The 18,420-nt window shown below is 62.6% G+C and carries 20 protein-coding genes; 7 read left to right on the top strand and 13 right to left on the bottom strand.

Annotated features, from left to right (window positions below; translation table 11 throughout):
• Positions 1-211 precede the first annotated feature (211 nt).
• Together NH195_RS10565 and NH195_RS10560 are read left to right on the top strand one after the other, a co-directional pair.
• Positions 212-1,186, top strand: a complete 975-nt coding sequence (locus tag NH195_RS10565; RefSeq protein WP_066706514.1) for a molybdopterin-binding domain-containing protein — start codon at positions 212-214, stop codon at positions 1,184-1,186.
• 185 nt (positions 1,187-1,371) lie between these two features.
• Complete coding sequence (locus tag NH195_RS10560; protein ID WP_066706512.1) at positions 1,372-3,060, top strand: putative transporter; 1,689 nt, start codon at positions 1,372-1,374, stop codon at positions 3,058-3,060.
• Between the two features lie 76 nt (positions 3,061-3,136).
• On the opposite strand, the gene infC is transcribed toward NH195_RS10560, so the two are convergent.
• Positions 3,137-3,778, bottom strand: coding sequence for a translation initiation factor IF-3 (gene infC, locus NH195_RS10555; protein ID WP_338012192.1), 642 nt, complete (start codon positions 3,776-3,778; stop codon positions 3,137-3,139).
• 118 nt (positions 3,779-3,896) lie between these two features.
• Between infC and NH195_RS10550 the strand changes: the two genes are divergently transcribed.
• Positions 3,897-4,628 carry a hypothetical protein gene (locus NH195_RS10550; RefSeq protein ID WP_066706510.1) on the top strand — a complete coding sequence of 244 codons (732 nt, stop codon included), beginning with the start codon at positions 3,897-3,899 and terminating at the stop codon, positions 4,626-4,628.
• A gap of 170 nt (positions 4,629-4,798) precedes the next feature.
• Here the strand turns inward: NH195_RS10550 and NH195_RS10545 are convergent, their stop codons facing one another.
• The 5 genes from NH195_RS10545 to NH195_RS10525 all read right to left on the bottom strand — a co-directional run bounded on the left by NH195_RS10545 (position 4,799) and on the right by NH195_RS10525 (position 8,881).
• Complete coding sequence (locus tag NH195_RS10545; protein ID WP_096807086.1) at positions 4,799-5,647, bottom strand: ferredoxin--NADP reductase; 849 nt, start codon at positions 5,645-5,647, stop codon at positions 4,799-4,801.
• A gap of 137 nt (positions 5,648-5,784) precedes the next feature.
• Positions 5,785-6,159, bottom strand: a complete 375-nt coding sequence (locus NH195_RS10540; RefSeq protein ID WP_066706507.1) for a DUF934 domain-containing protein — start codon at positions 6,157-6,159, stop codon at positions 5,785-5,787.
• Positions 6,156-6,926 (bottom strand): phosphoadenylyl-sulfate reductase, encoded by a 771-nt coding sequence (locus NH195_RS10535; protein ID WP_066706504.1) that lies wholly within the window; start codon positions 6,924-6,926, stop codon positions 6,156-6,158. The genes NH195_RS10540 and NH195_RS10535 overlap by 4 nt, the downstream gene beginning before the upstream one ends.
• Positions 6,916-8,583 carry a nitrite/sulfite reductase gene (locus tag NH195_RS10530; RefSeq protein WP_066706501.1) on the bottom strand — a complete coding sequence of 556 codons (1,668 nt, stop codon included), beginning with the start codon at positions 8,581-8,583 and terminating at the stop codon, positions 6,916-6,918. The genes NH195_RS10535 and NH195_RS10530 overlap by 11 nt, the downstream gene beginning before the upstream one ends.
• Positions 8,576-8,881 (bottom strand): DUF2849 domain-containing protein, encoded by a 306-nt coding sequence (locus NH195_RS10525; RefSeq protein ID WP_066706564.1) that lies wholly within the window; start codon positions 8,879-8,881, stop codon positions 8,576-8,578. The genes NH195_RS10530 and NH195_RS10525 overlap by 8 nt, the downstream gene beginning before the upstream one ends.
• 142 nt (positions 8,882-9,023) lie before the next feature.
• Here NH195_RS10525 and NH195_RS10520 point away from each other — a divergent pair, with 142 nt between their 5' ends.
• Positions 9,024-9,485 carry an Lrp/AsnC family transcriptional regulator gene (locus NH195_RS10520; RefSeq protein ID WP_066706561.1) on the top strand — a complete coding sequence of 154 codons (462 nt, stop codon included), beginning with the start codon at positions 9,024-9,026 and terminating at the stop codon, positions 9,483-9,485.
• A gap of 105 nt (positions 9,486-9,590) precedes the next feature.
• Here the strand turns inward: NH195_RS10520 and trpE are convergent, their stop codons facing one another.
• From trpE to NH195_RS10505, 3 genes are all read right to left on the bottom strand, one after another.
• Entirely contained in the window at positions 9,591-11,105 is a 1,515-nt protein-coding gene (gene trpE, locus NH195_RS10515; protein WP_066706499.1) for an anthranilate synthase component I, read from the bottom strand.
• Positions 11,106-11,128: 23 nt separating this feature from the next.
• Positions 11,129-12,982 carry a SurA N-terminal domain-containing protein gene (locus NH195_RS10510; RefSeq protein ID WP_066706494.1) on the bottom strand — a complete coding sequence of 618 codons (1,854 nt, stop codon included), beginning with the start codon at positions 12,980-12,982 and terminating at the stop codon, positions 11,129-11,131.
• A gap of 65 nt (positions 12,983-13,047) precedes the next feature.
• Positions 13,048-14,226, bottom strand: a complete 1,179-nt coding sequence (locus tag NH195_RS10505; protein WP_066706490.1) for an aminotransferase — start codon at positions 14,224-14,226, stop codon at positions 13,048-13,050.
• Between the two features lie 103 nt (positions 14,227-14,329).
• Here NH195_RS10505 and NH195_RS21460 point away from each other — a divergent pair, with 103 nt between their 5' ends.
• The gene (locus NH195_RS21460; protein ID WP_162265867.1) at positions 14,330-14,473 is read left to right on the top strand and encodes a hypothetical protein; all 144 of its coding nucleotides are present in this window, start codon (positions 14,330-14,332) and stop codon (positions 14,471-14,473) included.
• Positions 14,474-14,529: 56 nt separating this feature from the next.
• Positions 14,530-14,823, top strand: a complete 294-nt coding sequence (locus tag NH195_RS10500) for a hypothetical protein (RefSeq protein ID WP_155846140.1) — start codon at positions 14,530-14,532, stop codon at positions 14,821-14,823.
• On the opposite strand, the gene NH195_RS10495 is transcribed toward NH195_RS10500, so the two are convergent.
• Entirely contained in the window at positions 14,824-15,402 is a 579-nt protein-coding gene (locus tag NH195_RS10495; RefSeq protein ID WP_066706483.1) for a TetR/AcrR family transcriptional regulator, read from the bottom strand.
• 105 nt (positions 15,403-15,507) lie between these two features.
• Here NH195_RS10495 and NH195_RS10490 point away from each other — a divergent pair, with 105 nt between their 5' ends.
• A complete protein-coding gene (locus tag NH195_RS10490) occupies positions 15,508-16,098 on the top strand; it encodes an NAD(P)H-dependent oxidoreductase (protein ID WP_066706481.1) in 591 nt (196 codons plus the stop codon).
• Positions 16,099-16,143: 45 nt separating this feature from the next.
• Here NH195_RS10490 and gpt read toward each other — a convergent pair whose 3' ends face one another.
• From gpt to fabI, 3 genes are all read right to left on the bottom strand, one after another.
• Positions 16,144-16,647 (bottom strand): xanthine phosphoribosyltransferase, encoded by a 504-nt coding sequence (gene gpt / locus NH195_RS10485; protein WP_066706478.1) that lies wholly within the window; start codon positions 16,645-16,647, stop codon positions 16,144-16,146.
• A gap of 48 nt (positions 16,648-16,695) precedes the next feature.
• Positions 16,696-17,310, bottom strand: a complete 615-nt coding sequence (locus NH195_RS10480; RefSeq protein ID WP_066706476.1) for a LysE family translocator — start codon at positions 17,308-17,310, stop codon at positions 16,696-16,698.
• Between the two features lie 75 nt (positions 17,311-17,385).
• Positions 17,386-18,189 carry an enoyl-ACP reductase FabI gene (gene fabI / locus NH195_RS10475; RefSeq protein WP_066706474.1) on the bottom strand — a complete coding sequence of 268 codons (804 nt, stop codon included), beginning with the start codon at positions 18,187-18,189 and terminating at the stop codon, positions 17,386-17,388.
• Between the last annotated feature and the right edge of the window lie 231 nt (positions 18,190-18,420).

Raw genomic sequence — 18,420 nt, 5'->3', positions numbered from 1 at the left:
CGGACTCTCCTTCCGATCGTCCGCGCCGTATCCTGCCTTTTGTGCGTGGGCAGAATACTACACTGGCGCTGCAGGGTTTGCGTTTCTCCTGCGGCGCCTCTTTTTTTCTGCGGATCGAATTTATGCGGCCCTGTTGACAGGCGGTTTACCTTGTCATGGCATGAGGGGAACGGCTCCGGTGAAAGACGACCATGCGCAAGGACGACAGATCATGATGTTCGGACCACGTCCACTCGCGGCGGCCAAGGGCACGCGCCTCGGGCGCGATACCGCGCTGCCCTCGGGCATGGTGTTGCCGCGTGGCACGGTGATCGGCCCGTCTGAGATCGCTGCGCTGACCATGGCGGGGCTGCGCGAGGTGATCTGTGCCGAGCTGGACCCTCATGACATCGTCGCCGATGACGCGCTCTTGCGACTTGTGGAGGCGCTGGTGCCGCATGAGGCGGATGCGGGACTCCGGCGCGGCAGGCCTTCGGGGGGGCGGCTGGTTTTGACCGCCACGGTCACGGGGGTGGTCGGGCTCGACACCGAGGGGCTGAGACGGATGAACCGGGTGGACCCGGGGCTCTCGATTGCCACCGTGTCGCAGTTTCAGAGGGTTCAGGCGGGGGAGAGGGTGGCCGTACTGCGCGCCCTGCCGCTGGCGCTGCGCCGCTCCGCCCTGTCGCGGGTGCTTGCGGAGGGGGAGGACATGATCCGGCTCCGACCGGTTCTGGCGGAGAAGGTGACGCTGATCCAGACGGTGGTGGGCGCGGCGCCGGACAGCCGGGGCGAGGGCGCGATCCGGGCAAGGCTCGCGCGGCTCGGGTTGCGGTTGACGGAAAGCCTGATCGTGGCGCATCGTGCCGATGCACTGGCGGAGACGTTGTTGTCCGCCCATGGCGAGGTGGTTCTGATCCTGCCCGCGCGCCCGACCGCCGATCTGCTCGACGTTGGCCCTCTGGCGGTGACGCAGGCGGGCGGGGTGATCACGCGCTTCGGCCTTCCGGTGGCGCCGGGGGCGGAGATGTTCGCGGGTGGCCTTGGGGCTGTGCCGATCCTCGGCCTGCCGGGGGCGATGCGTGACACGGCGGAGAACGGGGCGGATCGGGTGCTCGACCGGCTCCTGTGTGGCGTCAGCATTTCCGATGACGATTTGGCCGATCTTGGGGTCGGCGGGTTACAGTCCGGCCCGAATGCGGTCTAAGGGCAAGATTCTTCTTGCAAGGTCCTTTCGCATTTGCAGAAAATTGAGACATGTCAGGTACAGACAGGGGCACGCGACCCAGGAGCACGGCAGGGAGGTTCTGATCCGCCCCATGATAGGCCACGAGATTTGACCCCCTGACACTTTCTGAGGCCTGCCTCGAAATTCCCAAGGAAAGCAAGACCATGGCCCTTTCTCTTCCTCTTTCAGACATTGCCGTCACGACCCTCGCCCTGACGCTTGCGGGCGCCTTCGGGTTGTTGTTCGGCAAATTGCAGATCCGCAAGATCGGCCTCGGCATCGGCGGTGTGCTGTTCTCCGGCATCCTCGTCGGGCATCTGGCCTCGCGCGCCGGGATCGAATTCGACGGCGAGGTGATGCATTTCGTGCGCGAACTTGGCCTGATCCTGTTCGTTTACACGATCGGTATTCAGGTCGGGCCGAGTTTTTTCTCGTCCTTCGCCAAATCCGGTCTCAAGTTCAACCTCGTGGCCATCGCCATCGTTCTGGGCGGGGTCGCCGTGACGCTGGCGATCTGGGTGATCACCGATCTGCCGCTGCCGGTGCTCGTCGGGGTGATGTCCGGGGCGGTGACCAACACGCCGGGGCTGGGGGCGGCGCAACAGGTGCTGGGCGATGCCGGTTTTCCGGCCTCCGAAGTGGCGAATTCGGGCATGGGCTATGCCATGGCCTATCCCTTCGGCATCCTCGGCATCCTGACGGCGATGTTCGTGATCCGGGCGCTGTTCCGCATCGTGGTCGCCGATGAGGAAGCCGCCTACAAGGCCGAGACCCGCAGCGGCGAAGAGGCCTTGCCCTCGATCAACGTCGAGGTGATGAACGCCAATCTCGACGGGTTGCGCTTGGGCGATGTGCCGGATCTGTTCGATCAGGGCGTGGTGGCCTCGCGGATGAAGAAGGCGGGTGAGCTGGTGGTGCCGACGCGGGACGTGATCGTACATGTCGGCGACTGTCTGCACCTCGTCGGGCCGAAGGACAAGTTGTTGGCGATGAAGCTCATTCTGGGTCGCGAGATCGATGCGGCTCTGACCACCAAGGGCACCAAGCTGACCTGGACGCGGCTCGTGGTGACCAAGGAGCGGGTGCTGGGCAAGTCGCTGCGTGAGCTTGCCTTTCTCGAAGGCCACGGGGTGACCGTGTCGCGGATCAACCGTGCGGGGGTCGAACTTCCGGCGCAGGCCTCCTCGACGCTCGCCTTCGGCGATATCGTCACCGTGGTGGGGGCGCAGGCGGATATCGACGCCGTGGCGCATCAACTCGGCAACGAGAACGCCCGGTTGCAGGAGGTGCAATTCCCGGCGCTGTTCTTCGGCATCGCCTTGGGCGTGCTTCTGGGCTCGATCCCGCTGGCCGTGCCGGGGATTCCGGCACCTCTGAAGCTCGGGCTTGCGGGCGGGCCGTTGATGGCGGCGATCCTTCTGGGCCGTCTCGGGCACTGGGGCCCGTTCACCTGGTACATGCCGCCCGCCGCCAACCATGCGCTGCGCGAATTCGGCATCGTGCTGTTCCTCGCCGTGGTGGGGATCGTCGCGGGCGACCGGTTCTTCGAGACGCTTTTGCATGGTGACGGTTTGCTCTGGATGGGCTACGGCATCCTGATCACCGTCCTGCCGCTTCTCCTCGTGGGCATCCTTGCGCGCATCTTTGGCAAGTTCAATTACCTGAGCCTCTGCGGTGTGCTCGCGGGCTCGATGACCGATCCGCCGGCTTTGGCCTTCGCCGTTTCGATGAGCCCGACGGGGGCGGCCTCGGTGGCCTATGTCTCGGTCTATCCGCTGGTGATGTTCCTGCGCATCCTCGTGCCGCAGATCCTCGTCCTCGTGCTGGCGGGGATCGGCGCGGGGGCGTTCTGAGCGAAAAGAAAAACCCCCGGCCTTGGGTCGGGGGTCGTTTCGGAGTGTGATCTCGGTTTCCGGCCTGTGAGGCGGATCAGCCTTTCGAGGGAAGCGGGCCGATCATCATGATCATCTGACGGCCTTCCATCTTGGGCATGTTCTCGATCTTGCCGATTTCCTTGACGTCCTCGGCGACGCGTTCGAGAAGCTGGCGACCCAGATCCTGGTGCGCCATTTCGCGACCACGGAAGCGCAGGGTGACTTTCACCTTGTCGCCGTTCTCGAGGAACTTGATCACGTTGCGCATCTTGACTTCATAGTCATGCACGTCGGTGCCGGGGCGGAATTTGACTTCCTTGATCTCGATGATCTTCTGCTTCTTGCGGGCTTCGGATTCCCGCTTCTGCTGTTCGTATTTGAACTTGCCGAAGTCCATGATCTTGCAGACCGGGGGCGTGGCGTTCGGGGAGATTTCCACGAGGTCGAGCCCGGCTTCGATCGCCAGATCGAGGGCCTTGGCGGGCGTGATGACACCAATATTCTCGCCCTCTGCACCGATCAGTCGGATTTCCGGCGCACGGATGCGTTCGTTGATACGCGGTCCGGTGTCACGGGTCGGCGGGGCGTTATGCGGTCTGCGGGCTATGGTCGGCTCCTGTTCGTCGTTGCATGTGTTTCGCGGGAAAATAGGGCGTATCGCCTCTGCTTTCAACCCGCATTCGGCGGCTTCCCGCACAAGGGAGGCCTCGGGGGAAAATCCGCTCGACAGGCCCCTTTCATTTCGCCATGTGCCATGCCATATCCGCGCTGTTCGGGGGGGAAACACCCCGCAAGTATTTGTGAGGAAGACTGACATGACCAAACGTATTCTGACCGGCGCTCTCGTGGCCAGCCTCGCGCTGACGCTCGCGGCCTGTAAAGAGGAAGAGAAAGCCGCGGAAACCACGACGGAAACCACCTCCGTGATCGAACAGGCTTCCGAAGCTGCCTCCGACGCGGTTGATGCCGTGTCCGAGTCCGCCGAAGAAGTGGCCGCCGAGGCGACCGAGACCGCAACCGAGGCTGCCGAAGCCGCGTCCGAGGCCGCTTCTGACGCCGTCGAAGCTGCGACCGACGCCGCAGCCGCCGCAGGCGAAGGCGCTGTCGAGGCCGCAAGCGACGCCGCCGAAACTGCCGTCGATGCCGCGACCGATGCCGCCGACGCCGCAACCGAGGCCACGGAAGCCGCTGCCGAAGCCGCAACCGACACCGCTTCTGACGCCGCCGCTGTGGCCGCCGACACCGCCGACGCCGCGACCGATGTCGCTGCCGACGCAGCCGCCGATGCGATGGAAGCCGCCTCCGATGCCGCCGACGCCGCGACCGATGCCGTGGTGGATGTCGACCCGTCCTTCGATCTCGCCACCGCTGCCGAAGTTCTGACCGTCGACGGCTTCGATCTCGAGAAAGCCACCGATCTGGTGAACGCCTCCTCGCTGTCCGACGAAGCGAAAGCCACTGTCATCACCTCCATGGAACAGGCCGCTGACAACCCGGCGATCCTTGGCGCGATCCTCGACAAAACCAAAACCCTTCTGGGCATGTAATTATCGCTGAGTAAGAGCGAGCAGTTGAGGCCGCGCGGGGGACACCTCGCGCGGCCTTTTTATGTTTCGCCTTTCAGGCTTTCGTCCTTCCGGGTTTTCCGATGGTGGAAATACTCAAAAGAAAACCCCGCCGAAGCGGGGTTTCTCATATTCGGGAATGGGCGTGCGGGTCAGTCCACAAAGGCCTTCTCTACGACATATTCCTTGGGTTCGGAATTGGCCCCTTCGCGCAGCCCGAAGCCGTCGAGAATGGCCATGATGTCCTTGTTGAACGCCAGGTTGCCACAGACCATGCCGCGGTCGGTCTCCGGGTTCATCGGCGCGATACCCAGATCCTCGAACACCTTGCCGGAGGACAGGTTGTCGGTGACGCGGCCCATGTGATGGAACTCTTCGCGGGTCGTGGTCGGGTAATAGCGCAGCTTGCCCTGTTCGATCTCCGACAGAATCTCGTCCGACTTGATGTGCTCGACCAGTTGCCGCCCGTATTCCAGTTCCGAGACCTCGCGACAGGTGTGCATCAGGATCACCTCGTCGTATTTCTCATAAACTTCCGGCTCGCGCATCAGCGAGGCAAAGGGCGCAATGCCGGTGCCGGTCGCGAAGAACCAGAGGCGTTTTCCGGGCAGGAGCGCATCCACCACCAGAGTGCCGACGGGTTTCGGGCGCAGGATAATCTGATCGCCGGGCTCGATGTGTTGCAAACGCGAGGTCAGCGGGCCATCGGGCACCTTGATCGAGTAGAATTCCAGATGCTCTTCCCAGCTTGGCGAGGCAATGGAATAGGCGCGCAGCAGCGGTTTCTGCTTGCCGGTTTTCGGGTCCGGATCGTTCATCAGCCCGATCATCACGAATTCGCCGGAACGGAAGCGCAAGGTCTGGGGCCGCTCCACCTTGAAGGAGAACAGCCGGTCGTTCCAGTGGTGCACCTCAAGAACGGTGGCGGCATCGGGCAGGGTGGGCACGGGTTTGGTTTTTACGTCGGTCACTTGCATCAGCTCGTCGGTCAGCTCGGTCATTTGGGTCTCGCGCCATTTAAAGGGGGGATGCAGATGCATCTTTGATCCACATCATGTGTTGCGCGCAGGGTCTCGTCCCTTTTGGACTGTTCTGTGCGTGCGTGCAAGCTTGGCCGGGGGCGGGGCGCCTGCGGAGGCTATCCGCGCGCCCGCAAGCGCGTTTGGTAATCATGTGCCCGCCAATCGCACCGGGCGCGCCACTGATCCTCGGGCTGGCGGGTGGCGAGATCGGCAGGGATTTCCACCTCGTCAAAGCCCGCGCGCCGCGCCATGGCATATTGATCGGCGATCACATGACCATGGGCGCGCAACCGGCCCTGAAATCCGCCCAGCCGCAAGAGCCGCGCGAGCGTAAAGCCGCGCCCGTCCGAAAAACTCGGAAAAGCGATGCGGATCGCGGGCGCATTGCCGTGTTGTGCCAGGGTTTCAGGGTCGGTGTCGGAGGGCAGTTCAACCCAGTCGCCGGTGTAGTTTTCGGGGACAAAGCCCTCGTCGCGGATGATCACGCTCATGCTGCGTCTCCTTTGCCGGGATTGCCGATGCGGACGAATTTCCCGTCCACAATGTGAATCCCGCATTCCGTTTTGTCTTCGCCCCGCCAGCGACCCGCGCGCGGGTCTTCGCCCTCTTTGACCGGGCTGGTGCAAGGCGCACAGCCGATCGACGGGTAGCCTTTTGCGACCAAGGGATGACGCGGCAGGCGGTTGTTGATCATGTAGTCTTTCAGGTCCTCGGGCGCCCAATAGGCCAGCGGGTTGATCTTGATCCGCGTGTCATCCTCATTCTCGAAGAAATCGAGCGTGGCGCGGGTCGAGCCCTGAAACCGTTTGCGTCCGGTGATCCAGGCATCGAAATGCCCGAGCGCGTTTTGCAGCGGCACGGTTTTGCGCAGATTGCAGCAGGCGTCTTTGTCTGACAGGTGTAGCAACCCGTCGGGATCATGCGCATTGATCCGCGCAGGCGATGGCGAAATGCGTCGCACGTCCCGCAGATCAAGCTTGTCGATCAGGTCGAGCTGATACTGGATCGTTTCGGGAAACAGCATCTCCGTGTCGATGAAAATCACCGGCGTGTCCGGTTTCATCACCGAAATCATGTGCAAAAGCACGACGCTTTCCGCTCCGAAAGAGGACACAAGCGCGATCCGCCCAAGTTCGCGGTCCCTCAGCGCCAGTTCGAGTACCGAGGTCGCCGAATGATGGGCGTAGCGCGCGTTGAGGCGCTCGACACGAGTCTCGACCGTGCCGAATTCCTCCCGAAGCGCGAGATTATGCGGCATGGGCTTTTTCCTTTTCCGGATAAAGCGCGGCTTTGAACGGCGCCATGCCGAGGCGGCGATAGGCTTCGAGGAAGGTCTCCTCGGGGGCCTCGCGCAGCTCCAGATAGGTCGCAAGAATGCGCTCAATCGCGGGAATGATCTCGTCATAGGCAAAGCCCGGTCCGGTGCGCTCGCCGATCACCATGTCTTCGGTGCCATCGCCGCCGAGCGTGATCTGGTAATTCTCCACACCCGCCCGGTCGAGGCCCAGAATGCCGATATGGCCGACATGGTGGTGCCCGCAGGCGTTGATGCAGCCGGAGATCTTGATCCTGAGCGGGCCGATGTCCTGTTCGAGTTTCAGCTCTTCGAACCGGGTCGCAATGCCTTGCGCCACCGGGATCGAGCGAGCCGTCGCCAGCGCGCAGTAATCCATGCCGGGGCAGGCGATGATGTCGCTCACGAGGCCGATGTTGGCGGTGGCGAGCCCTGCGTCCTTCAGCGCCGCATGAATGGCGGGCAGGTCGGATTTATGGACATGCGGCAGGATGACGTTCTGTTCGTGCGAGATGCGCAGCTCGTCGTGGCCATAATCGCGCGCGAGTTGCGCCAGCACCCGCATCTGATCGGCGGAGGCGTCGCCCGGCGTCTGGCCCGGCGTTTTGATCGAGACGGTCGCGATGGCATAGCCCGGTGCGCGGTGGTCGGACAGGTTGGTGTCGGCCCAGGCGCGGAACACCGGGTCTGCCTCGTAAGCGCGGTCATAGGCCTCGGTTGCGGCCTCGCGGAAGGCGGGCGGGGCGAAGGCGGCTTGGATCTCTTCGAGCATCGCCATGTCGATGCCGCCGAACAGCGGTTTGACTTGGGCAAAGCGCGCTTCGACACGGGCGCGGATGTCCTCGATGCCATGCTCATGCACGGTGATTTTGATCCGGGCTTTGTATTTGTTGTCGCGTCGGCCCAAGGTGTTCCACACCGACACGGTGGCCTCGAGATAGGGCAAAAGGTCTGCGAGAGACACGAAGTCTTTCAGCACCTTGCCCACCATCGGCGTGCGGCCAAGGCCACCACCGACGATGATCTGAGCGCCGATCTTGCCGTTCTGCTCGCGCAGGTAGAGCCCGATGTCATGGGCTTTTATCACCGCACGGTCGGCTTTGGCGCCCGAGACGGCGATTTTGAATTTGCGGGGCAGGAACTGGAATTCCGGGTGATCGGTGGACCACTGACGCACCAGCTCGGCCACAGGCCGCGGATCGGCGACCTCATCGGCGGCGGCGCCCGCGAAATGATCGGCGGTCACGTTGCGGATCGTGTTGCCCGAGGTCTGGATCGCATGCATTTCGACATCCGCCAGATCCGACAGGATCGCGGGCACGTCGGGCAGTTTCGGCCAGTTGTACTGGATGTTCTGCCGCGTGGTGAAATGGCCGTAGCCGCGATCATAGGTCTCGGCGATATGCGCAAGTTGATCCATCTGGCCACTGTTGAGCGTGCCATAGGGGATCGCCACGCGCAGCATATAGGCGTGGAGTTGCAGGTAGAGGCCGTTCATCAGGCGCAGCGGGCGGAACTCTTCCTCCGTGAGGCTGCCGTCGATGCGGCGGGCGACCTGAGCGGAGAACTGCGCGACGCGGGCGCGGACAAAGGCTTCGTCGAAGTCGTTGTACTTATACATGGGCTTCGGCCTCCTGTTTTCCGTGGAAATAGTTGGACGGTCCGGTGCGGCGGAATTCCTCGCGGAAATGCGTGGGTTCCGGCCCATGTTCGCCGAGTTTGACGTCGGTCAGATAGGCGCCAACCACCATGCCGTCCTTCGCGGCCTCGGCCAAAGCGGCCTCGGCCACTTCGGCTTCGGTAAAGGCACGGGCCTGACGCAGGTCGCGGACCCACTGGCCCTTGTGGTCGAGATAGATCACATCGCCCTCCAGAAGGGCGTTGGCGGTGATGGCTTTGGGCGTGAAGGGGCGCGGCATGGCTCTTTCCATCTTGCGAATTCTTGTCGTTAATTTAGAATATTGTTCCAATAAATGGCCAGATGCGCGGAGAGATAAGGATGTTTGTTCCATTCCTCTGTGGCAGGCAGGCCGGAATTCCGAGATGAAGGGAAAAATCGAAATGGTGGACCAGATCGATGCGATGGACCGGAAAATTCTGGGTGAGCTGCAACGCGACGCGAGTCAGTCTCTGGACGAGATTGCGCGCAAAGTTGGCTCCTCGAAGACGCCGGTGTGGAATCGCATCCGCAAGATGAAAGAGGGCGGCGTGATCGGTCAGCAGACTGTCATTCTCGATCCCGAAAGCCTCGGGCTTGAGGCCTGTTTTTTTGTGCTGGTGCGCACCAATGCGCATGAGGCGGGCTGGCAGGAGAAATTCCTGAAAGTGCTGCAAAAACGGCCCGAGGTGCTGGAGGCGCACCGGCTGGCGGGGGAGATCGACTATATCCTGAAGGTCCGGGTGAAGAATGCCAAGGCTTACGATGAGTTCTATCAGGCGCTGATCAAGGAGGTGTCGATTTACAACGTGACGGCGCTGCTTTCGATGCAGGAGATCAAATCGACGACCGAACTGCCGCTTTGAAAGCGCCGGGGGTTTTGCACCCCCGGGCCCCCGCAGGATATTTGGGGACAAAAGAAAAGGCGCAGCGGAGAAACCGGTGCGCCTTCCATGTGACGAGGGTTTTCGTCAGCGATTTCCCGACCGTGTAAACAAGCCCGCATCCTCGGCGGCTTTGCGCAGCGCATTGGATTTGTTGACGGTTTCTTGGTATTCGCCCTCGGGCGAGCTGTCGTAGACGACGCCGCCACCGGCTTGGATATAGAGCTTTTCGTCCTTGAGGACGGCGGTGCGGAGCGCGATGCACATGTCCATGTCACCGCCTGCGGAAAAGTATCCCACGCCGCCGCCATAGACGCCGCGTTTCTCGGGTTCCAGCTCGTCGATGATCTCCATGGCACGGACTTTCGGCGCGCCGGAGACCGTGCCTGCGGGCAGGCCCGCGAGCAATGCGGAGAGCGCGTCTTCATCCTCGCGCAGCTCGCCCACCACATTGGAAACGATGTGCATGACGTGGGAATAGCGCTCGATGATGAATTCTTCGGTTGGATGCACCGTGCCGATCTTGGCGACCCGGCCAACATCGTTGCGCCCGAGATCCAGAAGCATCAGGTGCTCGGCCAGTTCCTTCTCGTCCGACAACAGGTCTTCTTCCAGCGCCTTGTCCTCGGCCGGTGTCGCGCCACGTTTGCGGGTGCCGGCGATGGGGCGGATGGTGACCTCGCCATCGAAGACGCGGACGAGGATTTCGGGCGAGGCGCCGATGATCTGGAATCCGCCGAAGTTGAAGAAGAACATGAAGGGCGACGGGTTGGTGCGGCGCAGCGAGCGATAGAGCGAGAAAGGCGGGAGCGGGAAGTCCTGCGTCCAGCGCTGTGCGGGCACGACCTGGAAAATGTCGCCTGCGGTGATGTAGTCTTTCGCCTTCTCCACGGCGGCTTTGTAGCCTTCGTGGGTGAAGTTCGAGGTGGCGGGTGGGGCAACATAGGCCTCGCCCATCTCATGGCTGGCTTTCGAGGGCGCGCGTTCGAGATCGCGGAGCGCATCCATCACGCGTTCGGCGGCCTGGGCATAGGCGGCTTTGGCGGAGAGACCCGAGGAGGCCCAGGCGGGGGACACAAGGATCACATCGCCTTTGACGCCATCGAGAATGGCAATCACCGAGGGCCGCATCAGAACCGCATCGGGCAGGCCGATGGGATCGGGATTCACATTGGGCAGATGCTCGACAAGGCGGATCATGTCATAGCCGAGATAGCCGAAAAGACCGGCGGCGGAACCCGGCAGATCGTCGGGGATGTCCACGCGGCTCTCGGCGATCAGCGCGCGGATCGAGGTGAGCGGGTCCTTGTCGTCCACCACATAGCTCTCTGCATCGAACCGCGCGTTGCGGTTGACCGAGGCGGTGGTGCCGTCGCATTTCCAGATCAGGTCTGGCTTCATGCCCACGATGGAGTAGCGCCCGCGCACCTCGCCGCCGGTGACGGATTCGAGGATGAAACTGTCGGTGCGGGCGCCTGCGAGTTTCAGCATGATCGACACCGGCGTGTCGAGATCGGCGGCCACCTTGGCATATACGAGCTGGTTCTGGCCTGCGTTGAACCCGGTTTCGAAATCGGTGAAGGACGGAATGAGCGTGGCCATGGGGGCGTCTTTCTTCGTGTCTTTTATTGCAACTGGCTGTGCACCGCGTTGAGGGCGGTCTGGCTCACCGTCACGCCGTCACGGGTGCGCAGCGCCCGGGCGAAGGCTTCGATCACGTCGGTGGAGACACCTTGTGCGGCGGTTTCAATATAATTCTCCGCGATGGCGGCGTTTTCGTCGGTATGTTCGGGCGCGTCGACGGTCTCGATCCGGGCGATGACCACACGGCCCTCGCCGGGGATCAGCGTGGTGCCTCCGGCCTTGAGACCCGGCGCGAAGACCGCATCCATGAAGCCCGCGGGCATGGTGGAGATGAAATCCTGACGGGTGATCGCGGTGAACTGCTCGACCGGCAGGCCGAGATCGGCGATAGCGGTGCCGGAGGCGACGCTGGTCTCAAGCTCTTCGGCGCGGGCCGTGAGTTTCTGGTTCAACGCATCGGCCTCCCAATCGGCGGCGACCTGATCGCGCACCTGATCGAGCGGTTTCACCGTGGCGGGCACGATCTCGTCGAGGCGCAGCGCGAAGACGCCGCCATCGGTCAGCTCGACGATTTCCGGGTAGTCGTCCAGCGTCACGCTGGCGGCGGCCTGTTGGAAATCGGTATAGGCGGCGATCCCGCCTTCGCTTTCGGGGGTCCAGTCGATCTGGCCCAGCTCCATGTCGGTCTCGTTCGCGAGATCCTCAAGCGTGTAGCCGCCCGCCAGATCGTTGTCGAAAGTCTCGATCTGATCGGCAATGAGGCGCGCGGCCGCATCCGCAGCCATCTCGGCAGCCAATTCGTTGCGGGCGTCTTCAAAGGAAATCTCGGTGCCCGCGAGCGTACCGTTGACGCGGTAGATCGCCGGGCCCAGATCGGACATCACCGGACCGACCACGCCCGTGCCCTCAAGCGCAAAGACCGCAGGACCGGCCGCAGAGGACAGGTCGTCTTCGGAGACGTCCCCCATATCGGTGTCGATCAGCGCGAGACCGCGCGCGGTCGTTTCGTCTTCAAAGCTGCTCTGACCCGAGGCTATGCGGTCGGCGGCGGCCTGCGCCTCGTCTTCGGTGCCAAACACCAGACGCTCGACCAGACGGCGCTCCGGCTGCACATAGCTTGCGATATTGTCCTGATAGAGTTTGCGCAGCGCGGTCTCGTCGAGATCGACCTTGTCGGTCAGCATCGCGGGGGTGAGCCAGGCATAGGTGATGCGGCGCGCCTCGGGGGCGGTGTAAAGATCGGGATGGGCGTCGTACCAGCTCTGGATGTCGCTGTCAGACGCCAGCGGGGCGCCGGTGTCGAGGGCGCTGGGGGCGAGCGTGGCGACCGTGATGGTGCGGCGTTCTCCGAGCCAGTCGACCACGGCCTGACCGTAGGAGGGCGGCATGGTGATGCCGGAGGCCAGAGCGCCAGAGAGGATCGAGCGGGCGGCCTCGCGGCGCAGATCGGCTTCGAAATCGCCCTCGTTCATGTTGTTGCGGGCCAGCAGGTCTTTGTAGGCGGCGGTGTCGAATTTGCCATCGACGCCTTTGAAGGCGTCATAGGTCAGAAGCTCGCGGCGCACCGCCTCGTCGCCGACGGAAATCCCGAGACGTGCGGTCTCGCCATCGAGGGCCGCCTGCGACAGAAGCTGATCGAGCACCTGTTGCGACAGGCCGAAATCCTGCGCCTGGCTGACGGAAAACGGCTGGCCGGTCTGGGCTTCGATTGCGCGCATCTGGCTGCGCAGCGCATTGGCGTAATCATTGACGGAAATGTCCTCGTCGCCCACCGAGGCCACGCGGGTCACGCCACCGCCGAAATTCGCCGTGCCAAATCCGCCGAGGCCGATGATGAGGAGGCCGAGAATCCCCCAGACCACCATTTTCGCGCCAGAACCCTTGCCGCTCGCCATGTTTTTCTTCTCCCATCAAGGTTGGGCAATGGTGTAGGGGCAAGCGACAGAGAGGGCAAGGCGGATCAGGGGGTGATTTGTGCCAATCGCGTGAAAAGCGTTGCGATCTCCGGCACACCGATATTGGCGAAGGCGATGCGCAATTGTCGCTCGCCGCGCGGATCGTTTGCGGGCATGAAAGCGGTGCCGGGCAAAAGCAGCACCCCCGCCTCGCGCAACAGCCAGGGCGCAAGCTCCGAGGAGGGCCTGTCGAACGGATGTTCGACATAGGCGAAGAAGGCGCCACAACCGAGCAGTTTCCAGCCCTTGAGCTGTTTGAAACCATCGGTCATCGCCGCGCGCCGGGCGAGGATTTCGGCGCGCTCTCCGGCGACCCACTGGCTGAGGTTTTGCAACCCCCAAAGCGCGGCGCGCTGGCCGATCTGGTTCGGGCAGATGGTGACCGTGTCGAGATATTTCTCCACCTCCGTCATGCGCTCCGTCCCGGTGATCAGCGCGCCGACGCGGTGGCCGGTGAGGCGAAAGGCCTTGGAGAAGGAATAGAGGTGCACCAACGTGTCGCGCCAGTCGGGCTGGCGGAACAGGTAATGCGGCACCTCCGAGCGGCTGTCGAAATCGCGATAGGTCTCGTCCAGGACCAGCATGATGCGATGTTCGCGGGCCAGCGCGTAGAATTTCGTCAAAAGCTCTGCCGGATATTCCACCCCGCCCGGATTGTTCGGCGTGATCAGCACGATGGCGCGGGTGCGCGGCGTGATCAGCCGGGCGCAGGTCTCCAGATCGGGCAAGAGATCGTCGCCGGTGGGCAGCGGTACGGCATGAACGCCCGATATGTCGCACCACATTTTATGGTTGAAATACCAAGGCGTTGCGAGGATCACCTCATCGCCCGCGCCAGCAATGGTGGTCATCGTGGCGGTAAAGGCCTCGTTGCAGCCGGAGGTGATCGCGACCTCTTCGGCTTTGATTTCGGCGTGATAGGCGGCGGACCATTGCGACGCGAGTTCGGCGCGCAGCTCCGGCAGGCCAAGGACCGGACCGTAGAGATGCGCCGCTGTGTCTTCGAGCGCGATGCGGGCGATTTCTTTGCGCAGCGCCAGTGGCGGCGCCTCCATCGGCGCGGCCTGGCTGACGTTGATCAACGGGCGCTCGGGTGTGAAGGTCATGCCCTGCATCCAGCTTTTCGACGCGACGATGGGCGAGGCCTGGGTGCGGGTCAGGGCTGGATTGATCGGGGTCGACATGGACATATCCTTTCGTGGTCAAACTGAATTTAGAAACGGCCCGCGCCGGATGCAATCGCCTCGCCGAGGCGTGATCGGCACCTGAAAACCGGTGTGCCGACGCATGCATTTCGATGAAATCCCCGGCAAGCTGCTGAAAAAATTACCTTTCACGCGGGGGGGAGCGGGTTTTGATCAGGCTTTCATGCTTTGTTTACCATTTTCGCATGAGCCTTGGATGACACTGGGTCAAAAGCGCCCCAGATGAAGGGCAAAAGACCCGGATCGTTCAATATTTCGGGCATAACAGTTGAAAGGTTCAAGATGGCAGTCATGATGCGAGGCGGGATGCAGGGCGATCCCTGTCTGATCGACGATTTGCACGCGGCGCTCGATATGGCGCGAACGGGCGATGCGGCGCGTGAGACGGAGATGACGGACCGGATCCGCGATCTTTCCTATGACATGGAGTTGCGGCAGGCGGGCTATCTGGTGCGGTCGGCCTGTGGCGCGATCGACGCGGTGCTGCGTGGCTCGGACCGGGCGGCGGGTCTGTCCTTTGCCGAGCACGAGATCGACAAGGTGCAGGACATGCTGCTGCGCGCCTCTGCCGCCTGATCATTCCTGTGGCAAAAGCCAGGCGGTGAGATAGGCGGTCAGCCGGGTCTCCAGCGCCTCCTGACTGTTCAGCGCACAAAAGGTCAGGGCGATGGCCTGAATGAGAAAGGCGCTGATGCCTTCGCCCAGAAGCTCCGGGGCGGCATCGCGACGAAACGGCCCCTCGGAGGCCCAGCGGCCATAGAGTAAGATCTGGGTATCGAACTGTTCGGCGATGGGGCCGATCTCCGCCACCGCAGCGGCGCCCGAATAGCGGATCATCACATCGAACACCCGACGTTCCGAGGTCGTGAAAGCGATCAGCGGGGCGAGCCGTGCGATCATCTCCGCGATGCTCTGCGGGGCGGGGGGCTGGGCCATCGCTTCGGTGATGTCGGCGAGACGCGCGCCGATGATCTGTTCCAGAAGCGCGTCCTTGTCCTTGAAATGGGCAAAAAAAGTCCCCTTCGCCACCCCCGCCGTACCGACCACCTCCTCGACCCGCAGGGCGTCGAATCCTTGCTCTGAAATCAAGGTGTTGGCGGCTGAGAGCAGCTTTTCCCGGGTGGCGATGGCGCGTTTCTGGATCGGTTTGGTCATGGCGACAGTTTGCATGTTTCGTGACCCCGGTCAATTTCATGAATTGACCATGGTCACGTTTTGCGCCTATTAAATTGACCACGGTCAAATTTTATGAGGGACAGCATGTCCAGGCGGATCTATATCCTGAACGGTCATCCGGCGGCGGACACGCTGTCGCACTCTTTCGCCGAAACCTATGGGACGGCGGCGCGGACCGCAGGCCATGAGGTGCGGCTGCATCACTTGCACGAGCTGCGCTTCGATATGGATTTTGAGCGCGCCGGCTATAAGGACCCGAAACCGCTCGAACCCGATCTCGAAGCGGTGCTGGCCCATATCGACTGGGCGGAGCATGTGGTGATGTTCGCGCCGATGTGGTGGGGGGGATTGCCTGCCAAGCTCAAGGGGCTGTTCGATCGGGCGTTCCTGCCGGGCCGGGCGTTTGACACGCGCAATCCGCTGCGCACGGGGATGCCGCGCCCGATGCTTTCGGGGCGCAGCGCACGGGTGGTACTGACCTCCGACACGCCGACATGGTTTCTCTGGCTCGCCTATCGCAACCCGATTGCGGCGACGCTCAAGGGCCATATCTTCGGTTTTGTCGGCATCAAACCGGTACGGGTGACGCAATTTGCAGGGGCCTCGGAGGCGACACCTGAAAAAGTGGCGCGCTGGCTGAAAACGGTTGAGGCTCTGGGCGCGAGGGGCGCATGAAAAAGGGGCCGCTTGGCCCCTTCTTGAAATCGTCTTGTGACCGGATCAGTCCCGCCCGCGATAGGGTTTGACGTATTGCATCGCCATATCCCAGGGGAAGAAAATCCACGTATCCTGAGACACTTCGGTGATATAGCTGTCGACCTGCGCGCGGCCCTTCGGTTTGGCGTAGACAGTGGCGAAATGGGCGTTCGGGTAGAGCTGACGGCACAGCTCAAGGGTGCGGCCGCTGTCCACCAGATCGTCGATCACCAGAATGCCGGTTCCGTCGCCCATCAGGTCGGCGTCGGGGGCGTTCAGAACCTTGGGTTCCGACTGGGTCTGGTGGTCATAGGATTTCACCGAAATCGTGTCGACGGTGCGGATGTCCAATTCGCGCGCGATGATCATCGCGGGCGCCATGCCGCCGCGGGTGATCGCCACGATCGCGCGCCATGCGCCATTGTCGGGGCCTTTGCCGTCAAGCCGCCACGCCAGCGCACGGCTGTCGCGGTGAATCTGGTCCCAGCTGACGTGAAAGCCTTTTTCATGGGGCAGGAGGTCGGACATCGTTTGATCCTTTCATCATCTTGGCGGGGCCGGGGGCAACTCCGGGGCTTAACTGGTGGCGATCCGCAGACCGAAAGCGGCAATCACGCCGCCCAAGATGCGGTCGGTCCAGAGCTTGGCCCGGCCATAGGCTTGTCGTGCTTTTTGCCGCGAAAAAAGCCGCGCGACAATCACATACCACAGGGTTTCGTCAAAAAAGACGAAAAACAATAAGACCGCCTTAACGACAAGCGGGGTTTCCGGCGGGATCAGCCCGGCAAACACGGCGCCATAGAACACCGCCGGTTTCGGATTCGACAGCTGGGTCATCAGGCCGAGGCGAAACGCGTTCGGCAAAGAGCGCGGGCTGGCCAGTGTCGTGGCCTCGGGCAGGGGATCGGCAGCATGGCGGAAGGTCTTGACCCCGATCCAGATCAGGAACAGCCCGCCAGCGAGTTTGAAGGCGAGATAGGCGCGGGGGAAAATCTCGAACAGGACCGACAGGCCGGAGAGCGCCGCCAGCGCCCAGATCACCGCACCCAGCCCGAAAGCCACGGCAAGGCCGAAGGCGGGGCGGAACCCGTCTGAGGCGGCGGTGCGCACGGCGACCACGAAAGACGGGCCGGGGCTCATGGCCGCGATCAGGTGAATGCTGAGGATCGACAGGAAAATCGCGAGTGTCATGTCTCCTCCCAAAGACATTGAGGAAAGAAAAACGGGAGCCGAAGCCCCCGTTTTTATATCATTATCCGAGGCGGATCAGCCTTTGGAAATGTCCGGCGCGTCCACGGCCTTCATGCCGACGACGTGATAGCCCGCATCGACATGGTGGGTTTCGCCCGTGACACCCGCACCCAGATCGGACAGCAGGTAGAGCGCGGAGTTGCCGACATCGTCGATGGTCACATTGCGACGTAGCGGCGAGTTGTATTCGTTCCACTTCATGATGTAGCGGAAATCGCCGATCCCGGAGGCGGCGAGGGTTTTGATCGGACCGGCGGAGATCGAGTTGACGCGGATACCGTCTTTGCCGAGGTCTTCGGCGAGGTAGCGCACGGAGGCCTCCAGAGCGGCCTTGGCGACGCCCATCACATTGTAATGCGGCATCACGCGCTCGGCGCCATAATAGGTCATGGTCAGCATCGAGCCGCCCTCGGGCATCAGCTTCGCCGCGCGTTGTGCGACGGCGGTGAAGGAGAATACCGAGATGTCCATGGTCAGGTTGAAGTTGGCGCGCGTGGTGTCGACATAGCGGCCGCGCAGCTCGTTCTTGTCGGAGAAGCCGATGGCGTGCACGATGAAATCGAGCTTGCCCCATTTCTCCTTGATCGCCGCAAAGAGCGCATCCATCGAGGCCTCGTCGGACACATCGCACTCTTCCACGAAGTCGGACCCGAGGCGTTCGGCCAGCGGATCGACACGTTTCTTGAGTTGCTCGCCCTGATAGGAAAAGCACAGCTCCGCGCCGTGATCCGAGAGCGCTTTCGCAATGCCCCAGGCAATCGATTTGTCATTCGCAAGGCCCATGATCAGCCCGCGTTTGCCTTCCATCAATTTCGTCATGGTCTTCCTCGAACCCATTATTTTTTGTGTTATCTCGTGCTTTAGGGGTTTTCAGATAGGCGATCAAGTCTGCGCAGGGTCAATTTCGTGACGCCGCATCACGGTTTGGCGAAAATCGCCGGAGCTCATCATCGGGGCTCAGGGGGGCTTCCGGGCCGCGGCGCAGCGATGCACAGGCGGTGACCCGTGATGGCGCTTGCCGCCCCGGAGCGCAGGGGCTATCCCGTGAAG

The organism is Celeribacter ethanolicus (genome assembly GCF_001550095.1).
Lineage (GTDB): Bacteria > Pseudomonadota > Alphaproteobacteria > Rhodobacterales > Rhodobacteraceae > Celeribacter > Celeribacter ethanolicus.
This window is presented reverse-complemented; position numbering and strand designations above follow the sequence as displayed.

Coding starts and splice junctions, on each gene's coding strand:
- NH195_RS10565 (WP_066706514.1), top strand. CDS start 212: ATGATGTTCGGACCACGTCCACTCGCGGCGGCCAAGGGCACGCGCCTC.
- NH195_RS10560 (WP_066706512.1), top strand. CDS start 1,372: ATGGCCCTTTCTCTTCCTCTTTCAGACATTGCCGTCACGACCCTCGCC.
- NH195_RS10550 (WP_066706510.1), top strand. CDS start 3,897: ATGACCAAACGTATTCTGACCGGCGCTCTCGTGGCCAGCCTCGCGCTG.
- NH195_RS10545 (WP_096807086.1), bottom strand. CDS start 5,647: ATGACCGAGCTGACCGACGAGCTGATGCAAGTGACCGACGTAAAAACC.
- NH195_RS10540 (WP_066706507.1), bottom strand. CDS start 6,159: ATGAGCGTGATCATCCGCGACGAGGGCTTTGTCCCCGAAAACTACACC.
- NH195_RS10535 (WP_066706504.1), bottom strand. CDS start 6,926: ATGCCGCATAATCTCGCGCTTCGGGAGGAATTCGGCACGGTCGAGACT.
- NH195_RS10530 (WP_066706501.1), bottom strand. CDS start 8,583: ATGTATAAGTACAACGACTTCGACGAAGCCTTTGTCCGCGCCCGCGTC.
- NH195_RS10525 (WP_066706564.1), bottom strand. CDS start 8,881: ATGCCGCGCCCCTTCACGCCCAAAGCCATCACCGCCAACGCCCTTCTG.
- NH195_RS10520 (WP_066706561.1), top strand. CDS start 9,024: ATGGTGGACCAGATCGATGCGATGGACCGGAAAATTCTGGGTGAGCTG.
- trpE (WP_066706499.1), bottom strand. CDS start 11,105: ATGGCCACGCTCATTCCGTCCTTCACCGATTTCGAAACCGGGTTCAAC.
- NH195_RS10510 (WP_066706494.1), bottom strand. CDS start 12,982: ATGGCGAGCGGCAAGGGTTCTGGCGCGAAAATGGTGGTCTGGGGGATT.
- NH195_RS10505 (WP_066706490.1), bottom strand. CDS start 14,226: ATGTCGACCCCGATCAATCCAGCCCTGACCCGCACCCAGGCCTCGCCC.
- NH195_RS21460 (WP_162265867.1), top strand. CDS start 14,330: ATGCATTTCGATGAAATCCCCGGCAAGCTGCTGAAAAAATTACCTTTC.
- NH195_RS10500 (WP_155846140.1), top strand. CDS start 14,530: ATGGCAGTCATGATGCGAGGCGGGATGCAGGGCGATCCCTGTCTGATC.
- NH195_RS10495 (WP_066706483.1), bottom strand. CDS start 15,402: ATGACCAAACCGATCCAGAAACGCGCCATCGCCACCCGGGAAAAGCTG.
- NH195_RS10490 (WP_066706481.1), top strand. CDS start 15,508: ATGTCCAGGCGGATCTATATCCTGAACGGTCATCCGGCGGCGGACACG.
- gpt (WP_066706478.1), bottom strand. CDS start 16,647: ATGTCCGACCTCCTGCCCCATGAAAAAGGCTTTCACGTCAGCTGGGAC.
- NH195_RS10480 (WP_066706476.1), bottom strand. CDS start 17,310: ATGACACTCGCGATTTTCCTGTCGATCCTCAGCATTCACCTGATCGCG.
- fabI (WP_066706474.1), bottom strand. CDS start 18,189: ATGACGAAATTGATGGAAGGCAAACGCGGGCTGATCATGGGCCTTGCG.